This is a genomic window from Arcanobacterium hippocoleae (assembly GCF_031456295.1).
In the GTDB taxonomy this organism is placed as follows: Bacteria; Actinomycetota; Actinomycetes; order Actinomycetales; family Actinomycetaceae; genus Arcanobacterium_A; species Arcanobacterium_A hippocoleae.
Window position 1 is genome coordinate 1,994,146 of sequence record NZ_JAVDUJ010000001.1, and the last position, 17,743, is coordinate 2,011,888.

Annotated in this window: 15 protein-coding genes and 2 tRNA genes; 14 read left to right on the forward strand and 3 right to left on the reverse strand. The window is 48.6% G+C overall.

Annotated elements, in window-relative coordinates:
* Window positions 1-615 precede the first annotated feature (615 nt).
* The 5 genes from J2S36_RS08400 to J2S36_RS08420 all read left to right on the forward strand — a co-directional run bounded on the left by J2S36_RS08400 (window position 616) and on the right by J2S36_RS08420 (window position 7,067).
* Window positions 616-3,378: an Rne/Rng family ribonuclease gene (locus J2S36_RS08400; RefSeq protein WP_309957386.1), complete on the forward strand. Its 2,763-nt coding sequence runs from the start codon at window positions 616-618 to the stop codon at window positions 3,376-3,378.
* A gap of 251 nt (window positions 3,379-3,629) precedes the next feature.
* Window positions 3,630-3,935, forward strand: a complete 306-nt coding sequence (rplU, locus tag J2S36_RS08405) for a 50S ribosomal protein L21 (protein ID WP_309957547.1) — start codon at window positions 3,630-3,632, stop codon at window positions 3,933-3,935.
* 69 nt (window positions 3,936-4,004) lie between these two features.
* Window positions 4,005-4,262 carry a 50S ribosomal protein L27 gene (gene rpmA, locus J2S36_RS08410; RefSeq protein WP_309957388.1) on the forward strand — a complete coding sequence of 86 codons (258 nt, stop codon included), beginning with the start codon at window positions 4,005-4,007 and terminating at the stop codon, window positions 4,260-4,262.
* Window positions 4,263-4,433: 171 nt separating this feature from the next.
* Window positions 4,434-5,957, forward strand: coding sequence for a GTPase ObgE (gene obgE / locus J2S36_RS08415; protein WP_309957390.1), 1,524 nt, complete (start codon window positions 4,434-4,436; stop codon window positions 5,955-5,957).
* A 120-nt stretch (window positions 5,958-6,077) separates the two neighbouring features.
* On the forward strand, window positions 6,078-7,067 hold the full coding sequence (locus J2S36_RS08420; protein ID WP_309957394.1) for an LLM class oxidoreductase: 990 nt from the start codon (window positions 6,078-6,080) through the stop codon (window positions 7,065-7,067).
* A gap of 170 nt (window positions 7,068-7,237) precedes the next feature.
* Here J2S36_RS08420 and trxA read toward each other — a convergent pair whose 3' ends face one another.
* On the reverse strand, window positions 7,238-7,594 hold the full coding sequence (gene trxA / locus J2S36_RS08425; protein WP_309957396.1) for a thioredoxin: 357 nt from the start codon (window positions 7,592-7,594) through the stop codon (window positions 7,238-7,240).
* A 148-nt stretch (window positions 7,595-7,742) separates the two neighbouring features.
* Here trxA and J2S36_RS08430 point away from each other — a divergent pair, with 148 nt between their 5' ends.
* The 7 genes from J2S36_RS08430 (at window position 7,743) to J2S36_RS08460 (ending at window position 14,786) form a co-directional block, all read left to right on the forward strand.
* Window positions 7,743-7,883: a hypothetical protein gene (locus J2S36_RS08430; RefSeq protein WP_309957398.1), complete on the forward strand. Its 141-nt coding sequence runs from the start codon at window positions 7,743-7,745 to the stop codon at window positions 7,881-7,883.
* Window positions 7,884-7,923: 40 nt separating this feature from the next.
* Entirely contained in the window at window positions 7,924-8,559 is a 636-nt protein-coding gene (gene nadD / locus J2S36_RS08435; protein ID WP_309957400.1) for a nicotinate-nucleotide adenylyltransferase, read from the forward strand.
* Window positions 8,560-8,756: 197 nt separating this feature from the next.
* Entirely contained in the window at window positions 8,757-9,650 is an 894-nt protein-coding gene (locus J2S36_RS08440) for a hypothetical protein (RefSeq protein WP_309957402.1), read from the forward strand.
* Between the two features lie 151 nt (window positions 9,651-9,801).
* Entirely contained in the window at window positions 9,802-10,236 is a 435-nt protein-coding gene (gene rsfS / locus J2S36_RS08445) for a ribosome silencing factor (protein ID WP_309957404.1), read from the forward strand.
* A gap of 69 nt (window positions 10,237-10,305) precedes the next feature.
* Window positions 10,306-10,953, forward strand: a complete 648-nt coding sequence (locus J2S36_RS08450; protein ID WP_309957406.1) for a histidine phosphatase family protein — start codon at window positions 10,306-10,308, stop codon at window positions 10,951-10,953.
* A 180-nt stretch (window positions 10,954-11,133) separates the two neighbouring features.
* Complete coding sequence (locus tag J2S36_RS08455) at window positions 11,134-11,661, forward strand: flavodoxin domain-containing protein (protein ID WP_309957408.1); 528 nt, start codon at window positions 11,134-11,136, stop codon at window positions 11,659-11,661.
* A 152-nt stretch (window positions 11,662-11,813) separates the two neighbouring features.
* Window positions 11,814-14,786 carry an ExeM/NucH family extracellular endonuclease gene (locus J2S36_RS08460; protein ID WP_309957410.1) on the forward strand — a complete coding sequence of 991 codons (2,973 nt, stop codon included), beginning with the start codon at window positions 11,814-11,816 and terminating at the stop codon, window positions 14,784-14,786.
* A 168-nt stretch (window positions 14,787-14,954) separates the two neighbouring features.
* On the opposite strand, the gene J2S36_RS08465 is transcribed toward J2S36_RS08460, so the two are convergent.
* Together J2S36_RS08465 and J2S36_RS08470 are read right to left on the reverse strand one after the other, a co-directional pair.
* Entirely contained in the window at window positions 14,955-15,689 is a 735-nt protein-coding gene (locus J2S36_RS08465) for an FMN-binding negative transcriptional regulator (protein WP_309957412.1), read from the reverse strand.
* A 119-nt stretch (window positions 15,690-15,808) separates the two neighbouring features.
* A tRNA-Val gene (locus tag J2S36_RS08470) sits at window positions 15,809-15,881 on the reverse strand.
* 133 nt (window positions 15,882-16,014) lie between these two features.
* Here J2S36_RS08470 and J2S36_RS08475 point away from each other — a divergent pair.
* Both J2S36_RS08475 and J2S36_RS08480 read left to right on the forward strand, forming a co-directional pair.
* Window positions 16,015-16,090, forward strand: a tRNA-Ala gene (locus tag J2S36_RS08475).
* A gap of 587 nt (window positions 16,091-16,677) precedes the next feature.
* The gene (locus tag J2S36_RS08480) at window positions 16,678-17,355 is read left to right on the forward strand and encodes a recombinase zinc ribbon domain-containing protein (protein WP_309954311.1); all 678 of its coding nucleotides are present in this window, start codon (window positions 16,678-16,680) and stop codon (window positions 17,353-17,355) included.
* Window positions 17,356-17,743: the final 388 nt, after the last annotated feature.

Consider the following 17,743-nt stretch of genomic DNA (forward strand, 5'->3'; position numbering starts at 1 on the left):
TGGTGGTGAATTAGCCGGGTTGAAAAACGGGACTAAGGGCCATTTCAGTCATCTCTTATATATTGGCGCATTTATTGTGGTGATTTCCAGCTATTTTTCAATTGTGTTTTGCGAGATTTCCTTGTGTTTTCGGTAAAAGCCCGTGCTGGCGCGTTTTTCGTGGCATTACGTCGCAAAAAATAATACGTCATATTTTCCTTTCGTAAATAAAACCGCGGGCGGAACAATGAAAAATCACTACTATTGCCAGGAATTGCCAGTTTGCTGAAATGTGAAGAAAAACGTTTCGACACGTGAAATAGGCAGAAAGTAGGGGGCGCTGAAATTGTGAAAGCTACATTGCCGGAGCTGGTTTGATGGTAATGATAGGAATATTTAATTGATGCGTGTAGAATGGTGACGGGAGTCGGCTTGCATCGATGCCGATAAGTTTTCACCTGTGCGCCTTGAATGTGCTGCCGGTGTGAACAATGAAAAGAAGCTTTCGTCCGAGCGTATTTTAGGGATCCGCTGATTCTTTGGATCCAGGTAGTGCGCCGGAAATAGAATTGAATATATGGTCGGCTTGTTCACAGTGTTGATGCGCGCTTGTGGCTGCCACCTGAGGAGAATTTCATGGCTGATGAAAATCCATCAGTAGATGTAGTGTTGGAAGTCACGAACGAGGATAAACCCGTTAAGCGCACACGGCGGAAGAAGTCGGCACCAGAGCAAACCCCGGAAAATGAGTTCCAAAAACCGCCTGCAAAACGTACACGGCGGACAAAACGGCAAACATCAGCTCCAGTTGAAACCGCTGCAGCAAATACGCCGGCCCAGGATCTACCCGTCGGTACAACTGATGCACATCCGGTAACGGCAGAAAAGAAGCCCGCAGTAAAAGCAAACCCGCGAAAGCGACGGGTGCAGAAGAGTGAAATGCGTGATAAAAGCGAAGTATCAGCAAGTGTTGCGCAATCTCTCGCAGAGCTCACGGCACAAGAACCAATGGATCTTTTCTCGGCGAAAGAAACTGCAGCGAGCAGCGGAGCAAATGTTGAAGCGAAAATGGCTCCGATGACGGCGCTATTATTCCAGGCTCCGGATGTGACTCGTGCAGTACGGGCACGCGCTACGAAAGTACAGCTGGAATCAGCTGCAAAAGATGCGGAAACAGCTACCGCAGCGCAGCCGAAAGATCAGCAAAAATCTGAGCCAGGAAGCGAAAGCCCGAAGCGCTCGCGGCGCGGAAGCCGTGGCGGGAAGCGCGGTGAAGTTAATGAGCAAGCTGAAGCACGAATTTCCCCTGCGGATGCTGTACTTGATGAAGTACAAGAGGAAGATCTGCAGAACTCTGAAACTGAAAGTAGTAAGCGGACACGTAAACGTGCGCGAGTGAAGGTGCAGCCAGAGGCACGTGCGCACGGATCTGAAACGCTCGATAATGAGAAAAGCGATCCTGAGAATACTACTGTCCGGCGGCGACGACGACGTGGTGAGGGCGCTGCGGTTGATGCAGTCACGGCCCCCAAAGGTTCCACCCGTCTGGAAGCAAAGCGGCAGCGCCGGAAAGAAGGCCGGGAGGCTGGAAGGCGGCGTCATTCGATTTCTGAATCGGAGTTTTTGGCACGGCGTGAATCGGTAAACCGTGAAATGCTGGTACGTGAGCGCGATGGGCTAAATCAAATTGCAGTTTTGGAAGACGGCATTTTGGTAGAGCATTACGTGGCTCGCCATACCCAAATATCGATGGTCGGTAATGTCTATCTTGGACGGGTGCAAAATGTATTACCGTCAATGGAAGCTGCTTTTGTGGATATTGGTAAAGGGCGAAATGCTGTGCTTTATTCTGGCGAAGTCAATTGGGATGCTGCCGGGATGGAGGGGAAGCCGCGCAAGATTGAAGATGCTTTGAAATCCGGTGACACTGTACTCGTGCAGGTCACGAAAGATCCAATTGGGCATAAAGGTGCGCGTCTTACCGGGCAAATAACTCTTGCTGGGCGCCATCTTGTGCTCGTGCCTAATGGTACGATGACGGGTATTTCGCGGAAACTGCCAGAATCTGAGCGGATGCGGTTGAAGAAGATCCTGAAGCAGGTTGTGCCAAGCGAACATGGTGTGATCGTGCGGACAGCTGCTGAAGGGGCTAGTGAAGAGCAACTTGTTGGCGATGTACAACGGCTGATCAAATCCTGGAAAGATATCGATGCGAAGTCGAAGAGTACGAAGAATGCACCGTCGCTGTTGAAAGGGGAACCGGAACTGGCAGTGCGGGTGGTGCGCGATGTCTTTAACGAAGATTTCAATGTGCTGAAAGTACAAGGAGAAAACTCGTGGGAGACGATTTCGAGCTATGTGCATGATCTTTCACCAGAATTGGAAGATCGTGTCGCAAAGTGGGAGCACGATTCGGATATCTTTGCGCAAAACCGTGTGGATGAACAATTGCAAAAAGCTTTTGATCGAAAGGTGTTTCTGCCTTCTGGCGGCTCGCTTGTGATTGATCGTACTGAAGCGATGACAGTGATTGATGTGAATACTGGAAAATTTACTGGCGCATCAGGTGGTACGCTCGAAGAAACGGTGACGAAAAACAATCTTGAAGCTGCGGAAGAAATTGTGCGGCAGCTGCGTTTGCGTGATATCGGTGGAATAGTCGTTATTGATTTCATTGATATGGTGCTTGAAGCGAATCGTGATTTAGTGTTGCGGCGGCTGATCGAATGTCTCGGTCGAGATCGTACACGGCATCAAGTGGCGGAAGTTACTTCTCTTGGGCTGGTCCAAATGACACGCAAGCGAGTCGGGCAAGGCTTAGTGGAAGCGTTCTCTACTACCTGTGAAGCATGTGAAGGGCGTGGTTATATCAGTCATGATCATCCTGTAGAAAAGGATGAAGTTGATGAAGATTCTGATCCCCGGCAGTATCAGCGGCGGCGTAATGAGAAAGTGAAGCCGCAGCTGGTCGATCAGGAAGCGGAAGAGAAGCATGCTGAAGTCAAGGCTGCGTTGGCAAATATTGCTGCGGCGGCTGCGTTGAAGCATGAGGAGACACTAAATTCAGCCGATACTGCACAAGCCGAGGAAAAATCCGAGATACAAGAGAATCGGAATGCGGTTAAAGAAAATCGGATGAATCGAGTGAAGCGGCGGAAAACTGCTCAGGAGCAGCGCGGAGCGGCTGAGGTTGCGCGATCCGAAAATTTGCAAGCGGCTATGGAAACGGAAGCAAAAGCTGGATCGAAAGATGAACCCGAAACGCAAGCTGCAGAAAAAGCAAAGATGAAAACTGGTAGTAAACGACGTCGTGTTTCTTCAACTGGCACGATCACCCCGGCAAGCTCTGCTTCTTTTGCAATAATGAGTTTTCCGGCAGTGAAGAAGGACGAGCAATAAGTGGCAGGAGATGCAACACGCCTGGTTTTTAATTTTGGCGGTGTTGCGCTAAGCTAGAAAAGTTGCAAATCCGATTCTGCAAAAAGTCTCTGATAACTTTGATTGTGGCGATAATCGCGCCATTTGAAGTTGTTTCAGAGGATTTGTTTGCAGTAGGGTTACATCTGGGTGCGTGCGTTGTCGCGTACCAAAAGTTTTTCAGTGCAGTTGCATCAGGTAACTGCAACCGTATCGACAGAGATGAGCAGAACGTGGTTTACGCGATTGTAAAGGTAGGCGGCCGCCAGGAAAAGGTATCCGTTGATTCCGTCATCGTTGTGAATAAGATGGCAGGCGAAGCAGGCGATAAGGTCGAGCTAGAGCCAATCATGCTCGTCGACGGTGACAAGGTCACCACTGCCGCCGATGGTATTTCCGCTAAGGTCACTGCTGAGATTGTTCGCGATGAAAAAGGTCCAAAGATCAACATCGTTAAGTACAAGAACAAGACCGGCTACCGCAAGCGCCAGGGTCATCGCCAGAAGTTGACCCGCCTAAAGGTCACCGGCATTAAGTGATCTGGAATCCGTAAGGATCATCCGTTCAACGAGCTTCTAAGATAATTTCAAGAGAGCAGGTCAAGGAAAATGGCACATAAGAAGGGCGCCAGCTCCACCAGCAATGGTCGCGATTCTAATGCGCAGCGACTCGGTGTGAAGCGCTTCGGCGGTCAGTTCGTAAATGCAGGCGAGATTCTTGTTCGTCAGCGTGGTACACACTTCCACCCAGGCGTTAACGTCGGTCGTGGCAAGGACGATACCCTCTTCGCACTCGCAGAAGGTACCGTAGAATTCGGTATGCGTCGCGATCGCAAAGTTGTGAACGTCGTGCTGGCAGACGCATAAGCGAGAAATCGTAGCGCAAAATTCTTTCAGGGGTGGGGAGCTAGGCTCTCCGCCCCTAGTATTTTATTCTGCTGTTTAGAAAAACTAGCACAGCAAATGAATCGACTGGATTGAGTTTCCTGCACATAGATTTTCCCGAAACTAGAGTTTTTAACTGATAAAGAGACGGATATGGCAAATTTTGTAGATCGCGTGACGATACACTTGCAAGCAGGCAAGGGTGGTAATGGTGTGGCCTCTGTGCGACGGGAAAAATTTAAGCCGCTTGGCGGGCCTGATGGTGCAAATGGCGGGCACGGTGGCGATATTATTTTACGTGTGGATGGGCAAGAGACTACGCTTTTGCATCTGCATCATTCTCCGCATTTACGTGCAGAAAATGGCGGGCAGGGAGCTGGTGATTTGCGGCATGGGAAACGCGGTGAAAATCTGATCGTGAGTGTGCCTTCCGGTACGGTAGTAAAAGACGCTGATGGAAATGTGCTTGCTGATTTAGTGGGTCTGGGAGCTGAGTATCTGGCTGCCGAAGGCGGGCAGGGCGGTTTAGGTAACGCGGCGCTTGCTACTCCGAAACGGCGTGCACCTGGCTTTGCTCTTTTGGGTGATGAAGGCGAGCAGCGGGATCTGATTTTAGAGCTGAAATCGGTAGCAGATGTGGCGCTTGTCGGATTTCCATCTGCCGGGAAATCGTCTTTGATTGCCGCGATGAGCGCGGCCCGCCCAAAGATTGCCGATTATCCATTCACTACACTCGTTCCGAACCTTGGCGTAGTAGAAGCTGAGCAGTTCCGCTTCACGATGGCTGATGTTCCTGGTTTGATCCCGGGGGCATCAACAGGAAAGGGGCTGGGGCTTGAGTTTTTGCGGCATATTGAGCGATGTGCCACGATCGTGCACGTGCTTGACTGTGCAACGCTTGAGCCTGGCCGTGATCCGCTCAGCGATCTCGATACGATTGAAGCTGAGCTGGCGGCTTATGCGCAGCAAATTCCGCCGATGGAAGGGCAAATTCCATTAATGGATCGCCCGCGAGTAGTGGTCCTGAATAAGACGGATCTGCCGCAGGCACGTGAACTTGCTGAATTTGTGATCGCTGATTTGAAGTCACGGCGTTTGCCGGTATTTATTGTATCGGCTGTGAGCCGCGAAGGTTTGCGTGATCTTGCCTTTGGATTAGGGAAAGTTGTGCAGACAGTACGTGAACGTGAATTAGATCTGGCAAATACCCAGCAACGGCAGGTGATTCGTCCGCTTGCGAAGCGCCAGGGAAGTTCATTTACAATCACGAGACGCCAACGTGGCGAAGAGATTTTTTTCCAGATTCGTGGAATAAAGGCTGAACGTTGGGTTCGGCAAACTGATTTTTCTAATGATGAAGCAGTAGGTTATCTTGCGGATAAGCTCAATACTTTGGGGATTGAAAAGGAATTGCTGCGTGCAGGGGCGCGTGCTGGCGATATGGTGGTGATTGGGCCGGAAGAAGGCGGAATGATTTTTGATTGGGAGCCGACTATGGCAACCGGTGCGGAATTACTCGGTCCACGCGGTACAGATTTGCGTTTCAATCAATCTACACGTGCCACACGTAAAGAACGCAAAGCTGAATATTACGAAAATATGGATGCGAAAGAAGCTGCCCGGCAGGAGCTATGGCAAGAGCGTCAAGCTGGGCATTGGATCGATCCGGAAGCTTAAGTGCGCAGATAGGTGTGCAGATCAATAATTTTGCATCCGGTTCTGACATCGCTTACCGTTGAATAAATAATTGTTGAAAATTAATTTGTATTTGCATCACCTGCCGAGGGGAAAGGTGCTATGACGATTGAAATCGCTGCTTCACGCAAGGCGCTCACTGAATCCGGTCCGCTAGATTATGATGATCCATCGCAGCTTCCAGATTTTTATACAACTGCTACGCTCGGTTTTGATTTATCCGGGCTGGGAGCTCGTCCGACCGAAATACCAGGTGAGTACGGGCCGGAAATGGCTGTTAGTGCATTGAATTTTCCGTTACTGGTTGCTTCAGTAAACGCAGCATTTCAAGGTGGGATCGACTATATCCAGTTGAATCATAATTTTCAGATGTATGGTGGCGAAGCCGCTGCTGCTTTTCATCAATCGGCTTTGCTTGACGGAGTAAAGACGGCAGAAAAAATTGCGGAAATGGTTCCAGCTGGTGGATTAAATATTGAGGTTCCGCTTGATCTTGAACTTGGTTTACCTGCCATAAAGGGGTTTCTTGCTGATTTTTCCGGTAAAAAATCTATTTCAGTGGGGATTCGTGAGCCTGCTGATATTGAGTTACTTGCACGTTTTTCGCAAGCTGCCAAGGAAAATAATCTAAAAATTGTGGCGATTTGTGCGGATTTACAGTTTTTGACTGATCACGCAGCGAAAATTGCCGGGCTTGTAGACAGTGTGCAATTGCGTGCCGGTACGATCGCGCAGGCTCGTGAAATGCGTTTTTGCTTTCATGAACTAGGGAAAACTGCGGGGCGTAAAATTAAGCTGGTAGTAGAGCTGGGGATTGTTATTTCTGCCACGGTGCAATCGGCTACGGAGCGTGCGGCACTAATTAGCGAGCTCTCGCATTCTCCGCTATTTGACGGGATCGCGAATTCGGTTGGCACCGTCTACGATGTAGCGGATCAGATTGAAAAATGGGTGGGCAGTGGCGCTGCTGATGGGATTCTCTTTGTGCCTGCATCCCTACCGACGGATCTTGCTTCCGTACTGAAGGGGGTAGTGCCGTTAATGCGGGAACGTGCAAAGTTAGATGTGCCAATTAGTTTTACTGAATCTTGAGAATTTGCCGAGGCTAATGAATTGCCAATACACAAGAACAGCAAACCGCTCCCTGCTTCACAGCTAAATCGCTAAATAAGCAGATGGGCAACTAAACGAAAGGAGTCTTTTGAGATAATCTAAGTTCTCTCAAAAGACTCCTGTTGCATCTTCATCGTGGATGCTCAGCTTTATGCATTCTTTGCAATTTCGGCATGTACCTGATTCATATCAATCTCTTGTGCCTGCTGAATTAAATCTTCAAGTGCCTTCTTATCGAGCGCGCCTGCACCTTCGTAGAGCTTCACGCCGTCACGGAAAACCATTAAAGTTGGGATGGACATAATGCTGTGAGCCTGCGCTAGTTCTACCTGTGCATCGGTATTTACTTTGCCAAATTTGATTTCTGGATGGCGCTGTGAAGCGTCTTCAAAGACTGGGGAGAACATTCGGCATGGCCCGCACCATGGAGCCCAGAAATCCAGTAATACTGTGCCCTCTTTGATTGTTTCGGCAAAATTCCCTTTGGTGATTTCGATGGTTGCCATAAAATGTTCCTTTCAAAAGATGGATTCAGAATAAAACCCGAGCATAGCCTTAAACGTAGCAAGTATTGTGCTTATTCCCGGAAAGATTGTGCTCAGAATGAAATCAGTGTGCAGGAAAAAGTCATCACGTATCGATGATAATCCTAGTGTGGCTTTAGATTCGATTACAGCTAAAATATGCGATGAGGTTGACTCAATGAAATCAGCTTGGAAGAATCTCTACAGACTCCTTCGCTGCGATAGTGAAAAGAATGAAGAGATGTTTTCCGGTGAAGTTGTAGATCAATAAAGTGTGAAAGAGGCAGCTGATGGTAAATAAAATAAATGCTATGAGTGTACAGAAGCGCCGGAAAATCGGGATCATGGGCGGCACTTTCGATCCGATCCATCATGGGCATCTCGTGGCTGCTTCGGAAGTGCAATCTCATTTTGCGCTTGATGAAGTTATTTTTGTGCCTACTTCCACACAGCCTTTTAAGCAGGGACGGAAAGTATCTTTTGCTGAGCATCGCTATCTAATGACAGTGATTGCTACAGCGAATAATCCGCGTTTTTCGGTATCGCGTGTAGATATTGAGCGTGGTGGGATCACGTACACTATCGATACTCTCCGTGATTTACATGCGCAGTATCCTGAAGCAGAACTTTTCTTCATTACCGGCGCAGATGTCTTACCGCAGATTCTAACTTGGAAGGAACACGCAGAACTCTGGGAGCTGGCGCATTTTGTGGGTGTAAATCGTCCAGGGCATCGGCTTGATACTGAGGGGCTGCCAGAATCGAATTATACGTTAATAGAAGTGCCGGCAATGGCGATTTCTTCTACCGATATTCGTCAGCGCGCGCAAAGTAACCGTCCAGTGTGGTATCTCGTGCCAGACGGTGTGGTGCAGTATATCAACAAATACGATTTATATAATTCTGATCAATCGAAAAGTGTTTCAATCGCGCCTGATTCGCTGTAGCTGAATGAAACAAGTGGCTGTTAGTGTGCTCAAGAATCGTTTTTGTGAGCCAGAATCATGATTTGTCAGGATGGCATATTTGCTGTGATTTCCTGATTTAGCTGCGCAAGTTGCCAGATTTTGCTGCTCTTAGTTGCCAGTACGTAGGTTTCTTGAGGTAGAATTGATGATATCTGTCCATTTTGGAAGGAAAAGTAATGAGTGAAACCCCGCGTCTCACGCGTAAGCAGTTGCGTGAAATGGGAAAGTTGGAGGCGAAGTCTCTAGACGCACCAGCGCTCACCGATACCCAGGAATTGCGGCTTCGCCGCCCGTCACGAAAAGAAATGCGGGAGGCTGAGCGTGCCGAACGTGAGCGCAATGAAGAGCTCACGTTGCAGCGCAATGCGAGTGCACAGGCTGATTCTGCCGCAGGTGTGGATCGATCCGCTGAAACGCAGCTGGCACGAAAATCAGTATTTGATCGTTTTGAAACTGAACCTGATGCAGTCTCTGCTGAGGTATTACCGGCGCATCAGCACGATTCGGTGATTTCCCAGGATCTGCTAATTGGGAAATTTTCCGATGAAGGTAATTCGCTGGAACAAAATACTAAGAGCGGTACTGGAGAGGATTTGCAGCAAGAATCTGGTGCCGTACAAAATAGCGAATCAGATGAACCAGTGCTTGCGCAAGGGTCTTTGCGTGAGCAGTTATTTGCACGGATGCGTCAATCTGAGCAGGTAGAGGCGTTAGCCTCGGCGGGTGGAACGCAGGATACATCAGTGCAAGATGCGGATGTACAGATTGCTGAAGAAGCTGCCTCGGCCGTTGATTTAGCGAAGGAAAGCATTGAAACTGGCGCTAGCATCACGGAGCATGAGAGTGACGTGAAAGCGCTTAGTTTGGGAGCTGCATCTTCAGCTGAAGGAACAGAGCTGGAAGTACAAGGCGGAGAAAATTCAAAGCGCACCTGGTTCATTTTCTTGATTCTTGCCATTATTGTGGCGCTAATCGGTTATCTTCTTGGCTCATGGATCAACTCTACTTTCTTTGCAGCAGGAGTTTTACCGCAAGAGATTGCTGCCTTGCAGTTGCCATTACTGTACTGATAGTGATCAGTACATAAGAGGTGAGCGAAAATGGGCGGCATTGCGGCAAGTACAAGCTGTGTTTTCGGCTGCTGCTGGTGCCTGAATGCCGAGATCGATTTGCGTCGAGAACGATAGTGATAGTTTTTAGTTTTTAGTTGGAAGGTGTTTTGTGAGCGCAACCAAAACAGCAATTGAAATGACGATCACGGCAGCACGTGCCGCGTCAGAAATGAAGGCAACATCAATTGTTGCGATCGATGTGTCTGAGCGCTTGGTGCTCACAGATACATTTTTGGTACTGTCAGGTTCAAGTGAGCGGCAGGTGCGTTCAATTGTGGACGCAGTTGAAGAAGCCGTCGAAAAGAGTGGGCATCGCCGTCTGCGCCGTGAAGGCCTTGAGGGAGAAGCTCATTGGGTCTTGCTTGATTTTGGCGAGCTAATGGTACATGTGCAGCAAGATGAAGATCGCGAATATTATGCGCTTGAAAAACTTTGGGGAGATTGCCCGGTAATTGAATTGCCTGATGATGTGACGGCTGATCCGGAGTATCGCGAATCCTCGATGAGTGCGTATTTCGATTTTTCTGATTTAGGGAATAGCTGATTTAAGTCTGCATGAACTCTGTGAGTCAATGAGTCTAAATAAGTATGCTGACGATGTGAGGGGAGTGCTGTGCCAGCAAAACAGATCGTATTTTGGCGCCACGGGCAGACGGCGCAAAATTTGGCTGGGCGGATCCAGGGGTCTACTGATAATCCGTTAAATGATACTGGATTGGCACAAGCGCAGCACGTAGCCCCGCATTTGCAGAACCTGGGGATCACGAAGGTATATTGCTCGGATTTGATTCGTGCACGGCAAACTGCACAAGCCTTTCTGGATCTGACCCAGCTGCAGCTGCAAATAGATCCACGTTTGCGGGAACGCTCTTATGGCTTATGGGAGGGATTGACTGCGGCTGAAATCAGTGCTTCTTGGCCATCAGAGTATCAATATTGGCGCAATGGAAATACGCCTGTTTCCGTCGGGGTAGAAGAGCGTTTGACGGTAGCACGACGGGTGACTAAGTGTGTGGAAGATGCGCTCGCGGCAAGCAGTGATGATGACGTGATCCTTTTTGTAGCTCATGGCGGGTCGATCGTGAATGGGATTATGGGTTTACTAGGGATGAATCCAGATCAATGGACGGGATTGCATGGTCTGGATAATTGCCATTGGGCTTTATTAGAAGCCAGGCCATTACAAAATCCGCGCTGGAGACTCTGCTCATATAACCGCACAGTTAGCGACACTGATTCTTTATCTCATTTTTGGCGCTGATTATTTTTATGCGTTTTCGCATTTTGCAATTCGTACCTTTGTGTATTTTCGCGTGAATATTGTGATTTAATTCTATTTATTGTTTCCTCTGAGTTATCATTTTGATTCGAGAGAAAGATGATAACTTTGCGACACTTGATCTATGGTGAAGTGTGTAAGAACTAACGAGGAGACTACACTGTGAAAATCGTAGCGTTATACTCAAGCAGATTTGGGCATACCTTACGCATTGTTAATGAGATGGCATACGTCTGGCGCGAGCAAGGAATATCGGTGGAGATTCGCCCAGTGTGTGCAGCACGGAAATTCCCTGCTGATGCTGATGGTGTTGTACTCGCCGGTTCGGTACGTTATGGATTTTATTCCCCGAAAATGCGTAAATTTGCGAAGCGGTTTGCAGCTGAACTGAATCAATTACCGTCGGCATTTGTGGGCGTGAGTTTATCTTCGGAAAAGCGTGAAAAATCTACGGTAGATACGAATGTGTATGCACAGAAATTTTTCCGTAACCTGCGCTGGAAGCCTGCGATGGCAAAGCTTTTCACTGGGGAAGTGAACTTCGATCTTTACCGTGGTGTGGATAAAGTGATGCTGAATAAGATCCTTGAAATTTCTGGGAAACCGCACGGTGAGGGAGTAAAAGTAGACTACACAGATTGGGATGCGGTACGTGAGTTCGCGGTAGATTTTGCGAAATTGATTGCCTGATCCGAAGTTAACAGCGCTAAAAACGGCACATCAAATTATTTTTTGATTTGATGTGCCGAAAAATTGTTTACTTAATTTTCACCAAACCGATAGTCTTTTGAGATATTTTATTCTCGCAGGGGTAATGCCTCATTGTACTTATCGGAAGGAATATGATGCGGAAACGAGTTACAGCAACAGCTGCAGTTACATCTTTAGCATTCATTTCAATATCTCCACTCGTTTTTGCGAGTCAAACTGGGGATCACGTCGTAATCAACGAAGTCTATACGTATGGTGGAAATAAGGGGAATCAATACGTTGACTATGTAGAGCTTTATAATCCGACTACACAGCCAATTTCTTTGCAAGGTTGGTCATTACAGTATTTTTCGCAAAAAGGCACTAAAGCCGCAAATCGGATTGCTTTGAGCGGGGAAATCGCGCCAAATAGCTACTATCTAATTACTGGTAAAAGTGATAAACCCGGCTATCAAGAGCTGACTGCGGGAGCGAATGGAAAGCTTAATCTGGCTGCGAAAGACGGAACCGTTGTACTATTCAAAGTAGCCGATACGCAAACTCTTGAAAATCCGGCGAATACAGTGAACTTGGCGAACGTGGTTGATGCCTTCAGCTGGGGAAAGGCCGGAATTGTTGAAGGTAACGCTGAAACGGGCGAAAAAGCTAGCACCACAAAATCCTTTGAACGTACAACTGCTGGCGCAGATAGTGATAATAATGCGCAGGATTTCACTGTTCGCACGCCTTCGCCAATGCATGGTAAGGCAAGCGCAGTGGCGGCAAATTCCGCTGGTACAACGCAACCGGATAATGCAAATGGAAATTCTGGAACTGGGAGCAGCGAAACCGCTGGCTCAGCTGGAAGTGCCAGTGGAACGGCAGAGCAGATTCATGAAGTTGCAATCAATGAAATTCAGGGTACTTCAGATACTTCACCGCTGGTTGGGAAGCAAGTGAAGACACGTGGAATTGTGACGGCAGCTTATCCAAGCGGCGGTTTTAATGGCGTGTATATTCAGACTGCGGGTGCGCCGGTTGCGGTTCCTGAAGCTTCTGAAGGGATCTTTGTCTATGGCTCACAGATGGCACAGGCGGTAAAGATCGGTGATTTGGTGGAAGTTACTGGTACGGTGGCGGAATATGCGCCAGATGCTAAAAAGCAGCCAGAGCAAACTATTACGCAAATTACTAGGCCAGTATGGAAAGTACTGGATAAAGGCTCGCTTACAGTGAAGCCATTACACTTAACACAAGTGCCAGCTGGTGATGCAGAGCGTGAAAAGCTTGAGGGGATGCTTGTGCAAATTACTGGTGATTACACCGTCACTAATAATTATGCGACGAACCGGTATGGCTCAATTGGGCTTGCAGCTGGCTTAAAGCCGCTTCCGCAGCCTTCAGATATTGCTAATCCAACAACGGATTTGGCACGTGTAGAGCAGATCGCGAAAGAGAATGCTGCAAAGTTGATTACGCTTGATGATGGTCTTTCACGCGATTTTACGAATAAGAAATACAATAATATTCCGGTATCTTATCTCGATGTGAATAATCCGCTGCGAGTCGGTGCGCAAGTGGTGTTTCAGAAACCAATGATCGTGGAGCATCGCTTCCAGTGGAATCTGCAACCGACCGAGCCGGTAGTGGCTGCGGCGAATGCTGACGGTAACGGTGGGTATAACCATTCCTTTGAACATATTGAATTGCGTAATAATCAGCGTCCGGCAGCGCCTGGGAAGCTCGCTGGCGAAATTAGTCTGGCAAGTTTTAATGTGCTGAATTATTTCACAGATCTTGGCGTAAATCAGGCAAAATGTAAAGCGTATAACGACAAAGACGGGCAGCCGGTGACGGCGAAGGATTGCCAGGTGCGCGGCGCGTATAGTGAGGAAGCTTTTGGACGGCAGCAGGCGAAAATCGTGGCGGCGATCAATGCGCTAGATGCTTCGGTGCTTGGTTTGGAAGAAATTGAAAATGCGGCGCAATTTGGGCATGAGCGAGATGCGTCGTTGAAGCTGCTGGTGCAGGCTTTGAATCAGGCTGCTGGCAGTGAGAAATGGGCGGTGGTGCCTTCTCCAGCGCCGGAGCAGATCCCTGGTAATGAAGACGTGATTCGTCTTGCGTTTATTTATCAGCCAGCTTTGGTGACTCCGGTAGGTAGTTCACAGATTCTCATTGATCCGATTTTTGCGAAAGTGGCACGTCAGCCATTGGCGCAAAAGTTTCAGGTGAATGATGCTGCAGTGAGTGAAAACGAATTTGTAGTGGTGGTGAACCACTTTAAGTCGAAAGGGTCGCTCTCAAAGAAGATCGCTGATGATACTGATGTGTATCAAGGGAATAATAATAAACTGCGCACAGCGCAAGCTCAGGTCTTGGTAGATTGGGTTGGGAAAAACTTTGCTCAGGATGCCGTATTTATTATTGGTGATTTGAATTCTTATTCGAAAGAAGATCCAGTATTGGCGATTGAAAAGGCAGGTTTCACGAATCTGGCAGAAAAGTATGGGCCGCTTGCGCCGTCATATCAATTTAGTGGCTTGGTCGGTTCGCTTGATCATGCACTGGCAAATGCGAAAGCAGCGGAATTGGCTAGTGGGGCGCAAGTGTGGAGTGTGAATGCGATGGAGCCGCTGGCATTTGAGTATTCGCGTTATAACTACAATGTGGCGTATGAAAAGCTGTTTGATTTGACGCCGTATCGTTCTTCTGATCATGATCCGATCAAGGTTGGGCTGCGGTTTAAGAAGTCTGAAAGCGCTGCACAACCTGAGCCGGGTGGGGCTGCTGGGGGAGCGGCTGCTGATACTGCAGATGGCACATCTAGCGACTCTACGAGTGGTTCTGCTGGTGGAACTGGCATGGGTACTGGCAGTTCTCTCGTTGGCAAGGTAAACGCCGGGAAGGAATTGCGTGAACAGATTCTGCCGCAGATTGGGAATCCGGCTGTACCGTCTGTAGTGAATTCTGAGTTGAATCGGAAATTGGCTTTGCAAGATTCTGCGGATAAGGATGCGCGAACAGTTGTACTTGCCGCTACCGGCAGCGGGGCGGTAGAGCTAACGTTAGTTGCTTTGCTGGTGCTGGCAATTGGCGTGATGCTGCGGCGACGCAATGCGTAAAACGGCTGCAGATCGCTAGGCTGTGCGGCGTTGGTGGTCTGGTAGTTAGTTGTACTGTATGGGTGCTGTTTTAATTTTGGAATCAGTGCTGAGAATAAGTGTGGGTGCTATACGGAAGTTTATTTCGTGTAGCACCCACACTGTTTCATAAAATACGAAAAATATTTGTTATTTGTGATTTTTACTGTCGTTTTTCGCTGGGATTATCGGCAGTGTTTTCTTATCTCGTGCTAGTGCTACGCGTGCTTCGCGTTCCCTGGCCCAAGGGGCGGCAATGTCTTGCATTAATTGTGGAATGCTGTTGGATTTCTCGATGTGGTGAAGTTTTTCAGCGAGTAGAGAGATTTCGGTCGAGGCGAGTTGTTGATGCAGTTTTGCTTTCCCAATCACTTGTTCTACCTGCATTTTGATCCCGATGAGCGCTGGTAGTGCATGATTTAAGCGTTCGTAGTTTGAGTGAGTTGCGGGGCGCCATTCTGGTTCGAAATGTTTTACGAATCGATCAAGGTGGGCAAGCTTCCAGTCGGTATCGTGAATGGCTGTAAAGTGGCCTCTGATATGTACGGTGAGATAGTTCCATGTGGGGGCTTGCGGAAGCCGTGCAAATTTTTGTTCTCGCGGGAGGAGGTGCCCTGGAACGTGCTGGTCTGCGATATTTACGACGAGTAGTGCGGGGCCTTCGTTTGTTCCGCGCCATTGCGGATTTACCTGTGAGAGGTGTGTTTCGATATGGTATGTGGCTGGTGCTTCGCTGGTAGCGGCTGTGTCTTGGACGATGATGAAGGGGATGTGAGTAGCTTGGAGTTCTCCGTCAAAAAGTGAAATTAATTCGCCATTGCCAATTTTGCGTGCGTAGGCGAGTGCATCATTTTCGGAGAGACGGTGTTGGTTTGCTACGTACATATTTTTCTGTTGAATTTGTTGATCGAAGTGCTTGGTATTGGATGGCGTATTCGATTTTACGAATATTTTTCAAAATACGAAAGGGTGGAAGTTGAATAACTTCCACCCTTTCGGATCCGTGGACCCTACCGGACTCGAACCGATGACAACCTGGGTGTAAACCAGGTGCTCTACCAACTGAGCTAAGAGTCCGTAAATGAGTTTACGGGTAATTTCAATATTTGTAAAATTGTTTTCACTTTATTTAATATGATGTGTGTCACTTATAAAGTTTGCATGTGAATTGGGAAAAATGCGCTGATCTAGGTAATATGAAAAAGTCTTTGGGGCATTGGCGCAGTTGGTAGCGCGCTTCCATGGCATGGAAGAGGTCACGGGTTCGAATCCCGTATGCTCCACCACTAGGACGCTCATTTTGATACAAAAGCGTGAGTGCGAACAGAACCCCTCGGTTCCGAGTTTTACTAGGTAAAACATGGAATTCGAGGGGTTTGTTGTGCTTCTGGCATGGTTCGGATCGGGCGTGGAAGCGGGTGTCTGAGCAGGTTTTGGGTGCTTCGGTCGGGTCGCGAATAGTGCTCTAAGGGGGTAGTGCCAAAAAGTGTGGCTTGCGCCGAAAAGTATGAGTGCCGCCGAAAAGTATCCCGAATCGCACGCTGGATCGCACAAGCAGCTGCTTTGGATACAATATCCGTGGTGTCGATGTTGGCGGATTAAGGCATGTTTCCGCTTGTCAGCACTCGAAAGCAGACCTTTAGAGCCGGGTGTAGCGCGCGCCTCCTGCCAGTAAGCTGTTTGAGCTCTTCTGTAAACGAGACGCCACCTTGGCGGCTTTGAACCTCTTTAACGCACCACCGTAGAGAGTCGCGTAAATGTTCCCGAGTCGCTAAAAGGTAATGCTTATCGGGGATCTGACTGGATATTTGGCTGTTTTAGAGCGTGTATGTAACTGAGCAATTATCAGTCCAAGTAGATGGTGGTGCACGAATTGAAGCAGCAGATTTCAGCGCAAGAGCGTCGCATGGATTACTCGATAACGAATTTTTACCTCGACAATCTTGCAGTGGCAGGAGTTATCAGTTGTGATGAGCTTAGGGCGGCTCAAGATTTTATTTCTGCCGAGCTTAAGGTCTTCAGCGCAGTCCGGAAAATACTTGGCTTTGGCAAACCACGTTCTTTTGGTAGGCAGCTTTCCGGGCGAATTGAATGCGAAGATTGCGGCGCTAAGTACGGTCACAAGACCTGGCATTCTGGTACACCCCACCGGGCGGACGTGTGGGAGTGCGCAACAAACCACAAGAAACGTGGCAGCTGCGTTACTCCGCATATTTATCAGGAGATACTGCAGCGCAAGCTGGTCGAAAGTCAGCAAATTCTCGCAGAGCGGCATCAGGATTTACGCAAAGGAGTAGTGGGGGTTCTGCGTAAAATTGGGTGTGTGGCTACGTCTCAGTTTTTGCATGCCCGTATGCGTAGTTTTGAGCGTAGCGGTGATGCGGTGTTGTTCCTTCCTGATTTTCTTGAAATTCTCGAAGGCGGGATGGTGCTTACTAGCAACCAGCTGGGTCTAGTTTTCATCACTGGGGAGGCCGTAACACTCGACCTCCCGCAGCGATGGACTCCAGTGCTATATGCAGATGATTTAGCAGTTAAAGGGCGTTGCTGACCGGAGACACACGCACTCCTCGTCATTATTTTGGAAAAAGTTCGACAGGACAATAAGGGTGAGCAGAGACCTAACGCGGAGCGCTCACAGGCAAGACGGGCAAGGTGAAGCAGAAACCGGTTCACTTCTCGTAGGCTCCACCATTGCCACTCAACTTTGGATACAAAAGTGTGAGTGCGAACAGAACTCTTCGGGTTCCGCTTTTTACTTGGTAGAACGTGGAAAACGAGGGGTTTTCTGCGTTCGGGTTGGGTGCGCATCAGGGCTAGAGGAGTCTGGGCGAGGCCCTTTTGGGGAGCCCAGACGTCGGTCTGGTTGTCCGAGCGCCCGAGGGTGTCAAAAAGTGCAGGCCACCGTCAAAAAGTATGGATGGGGGACCGCGTCCAAA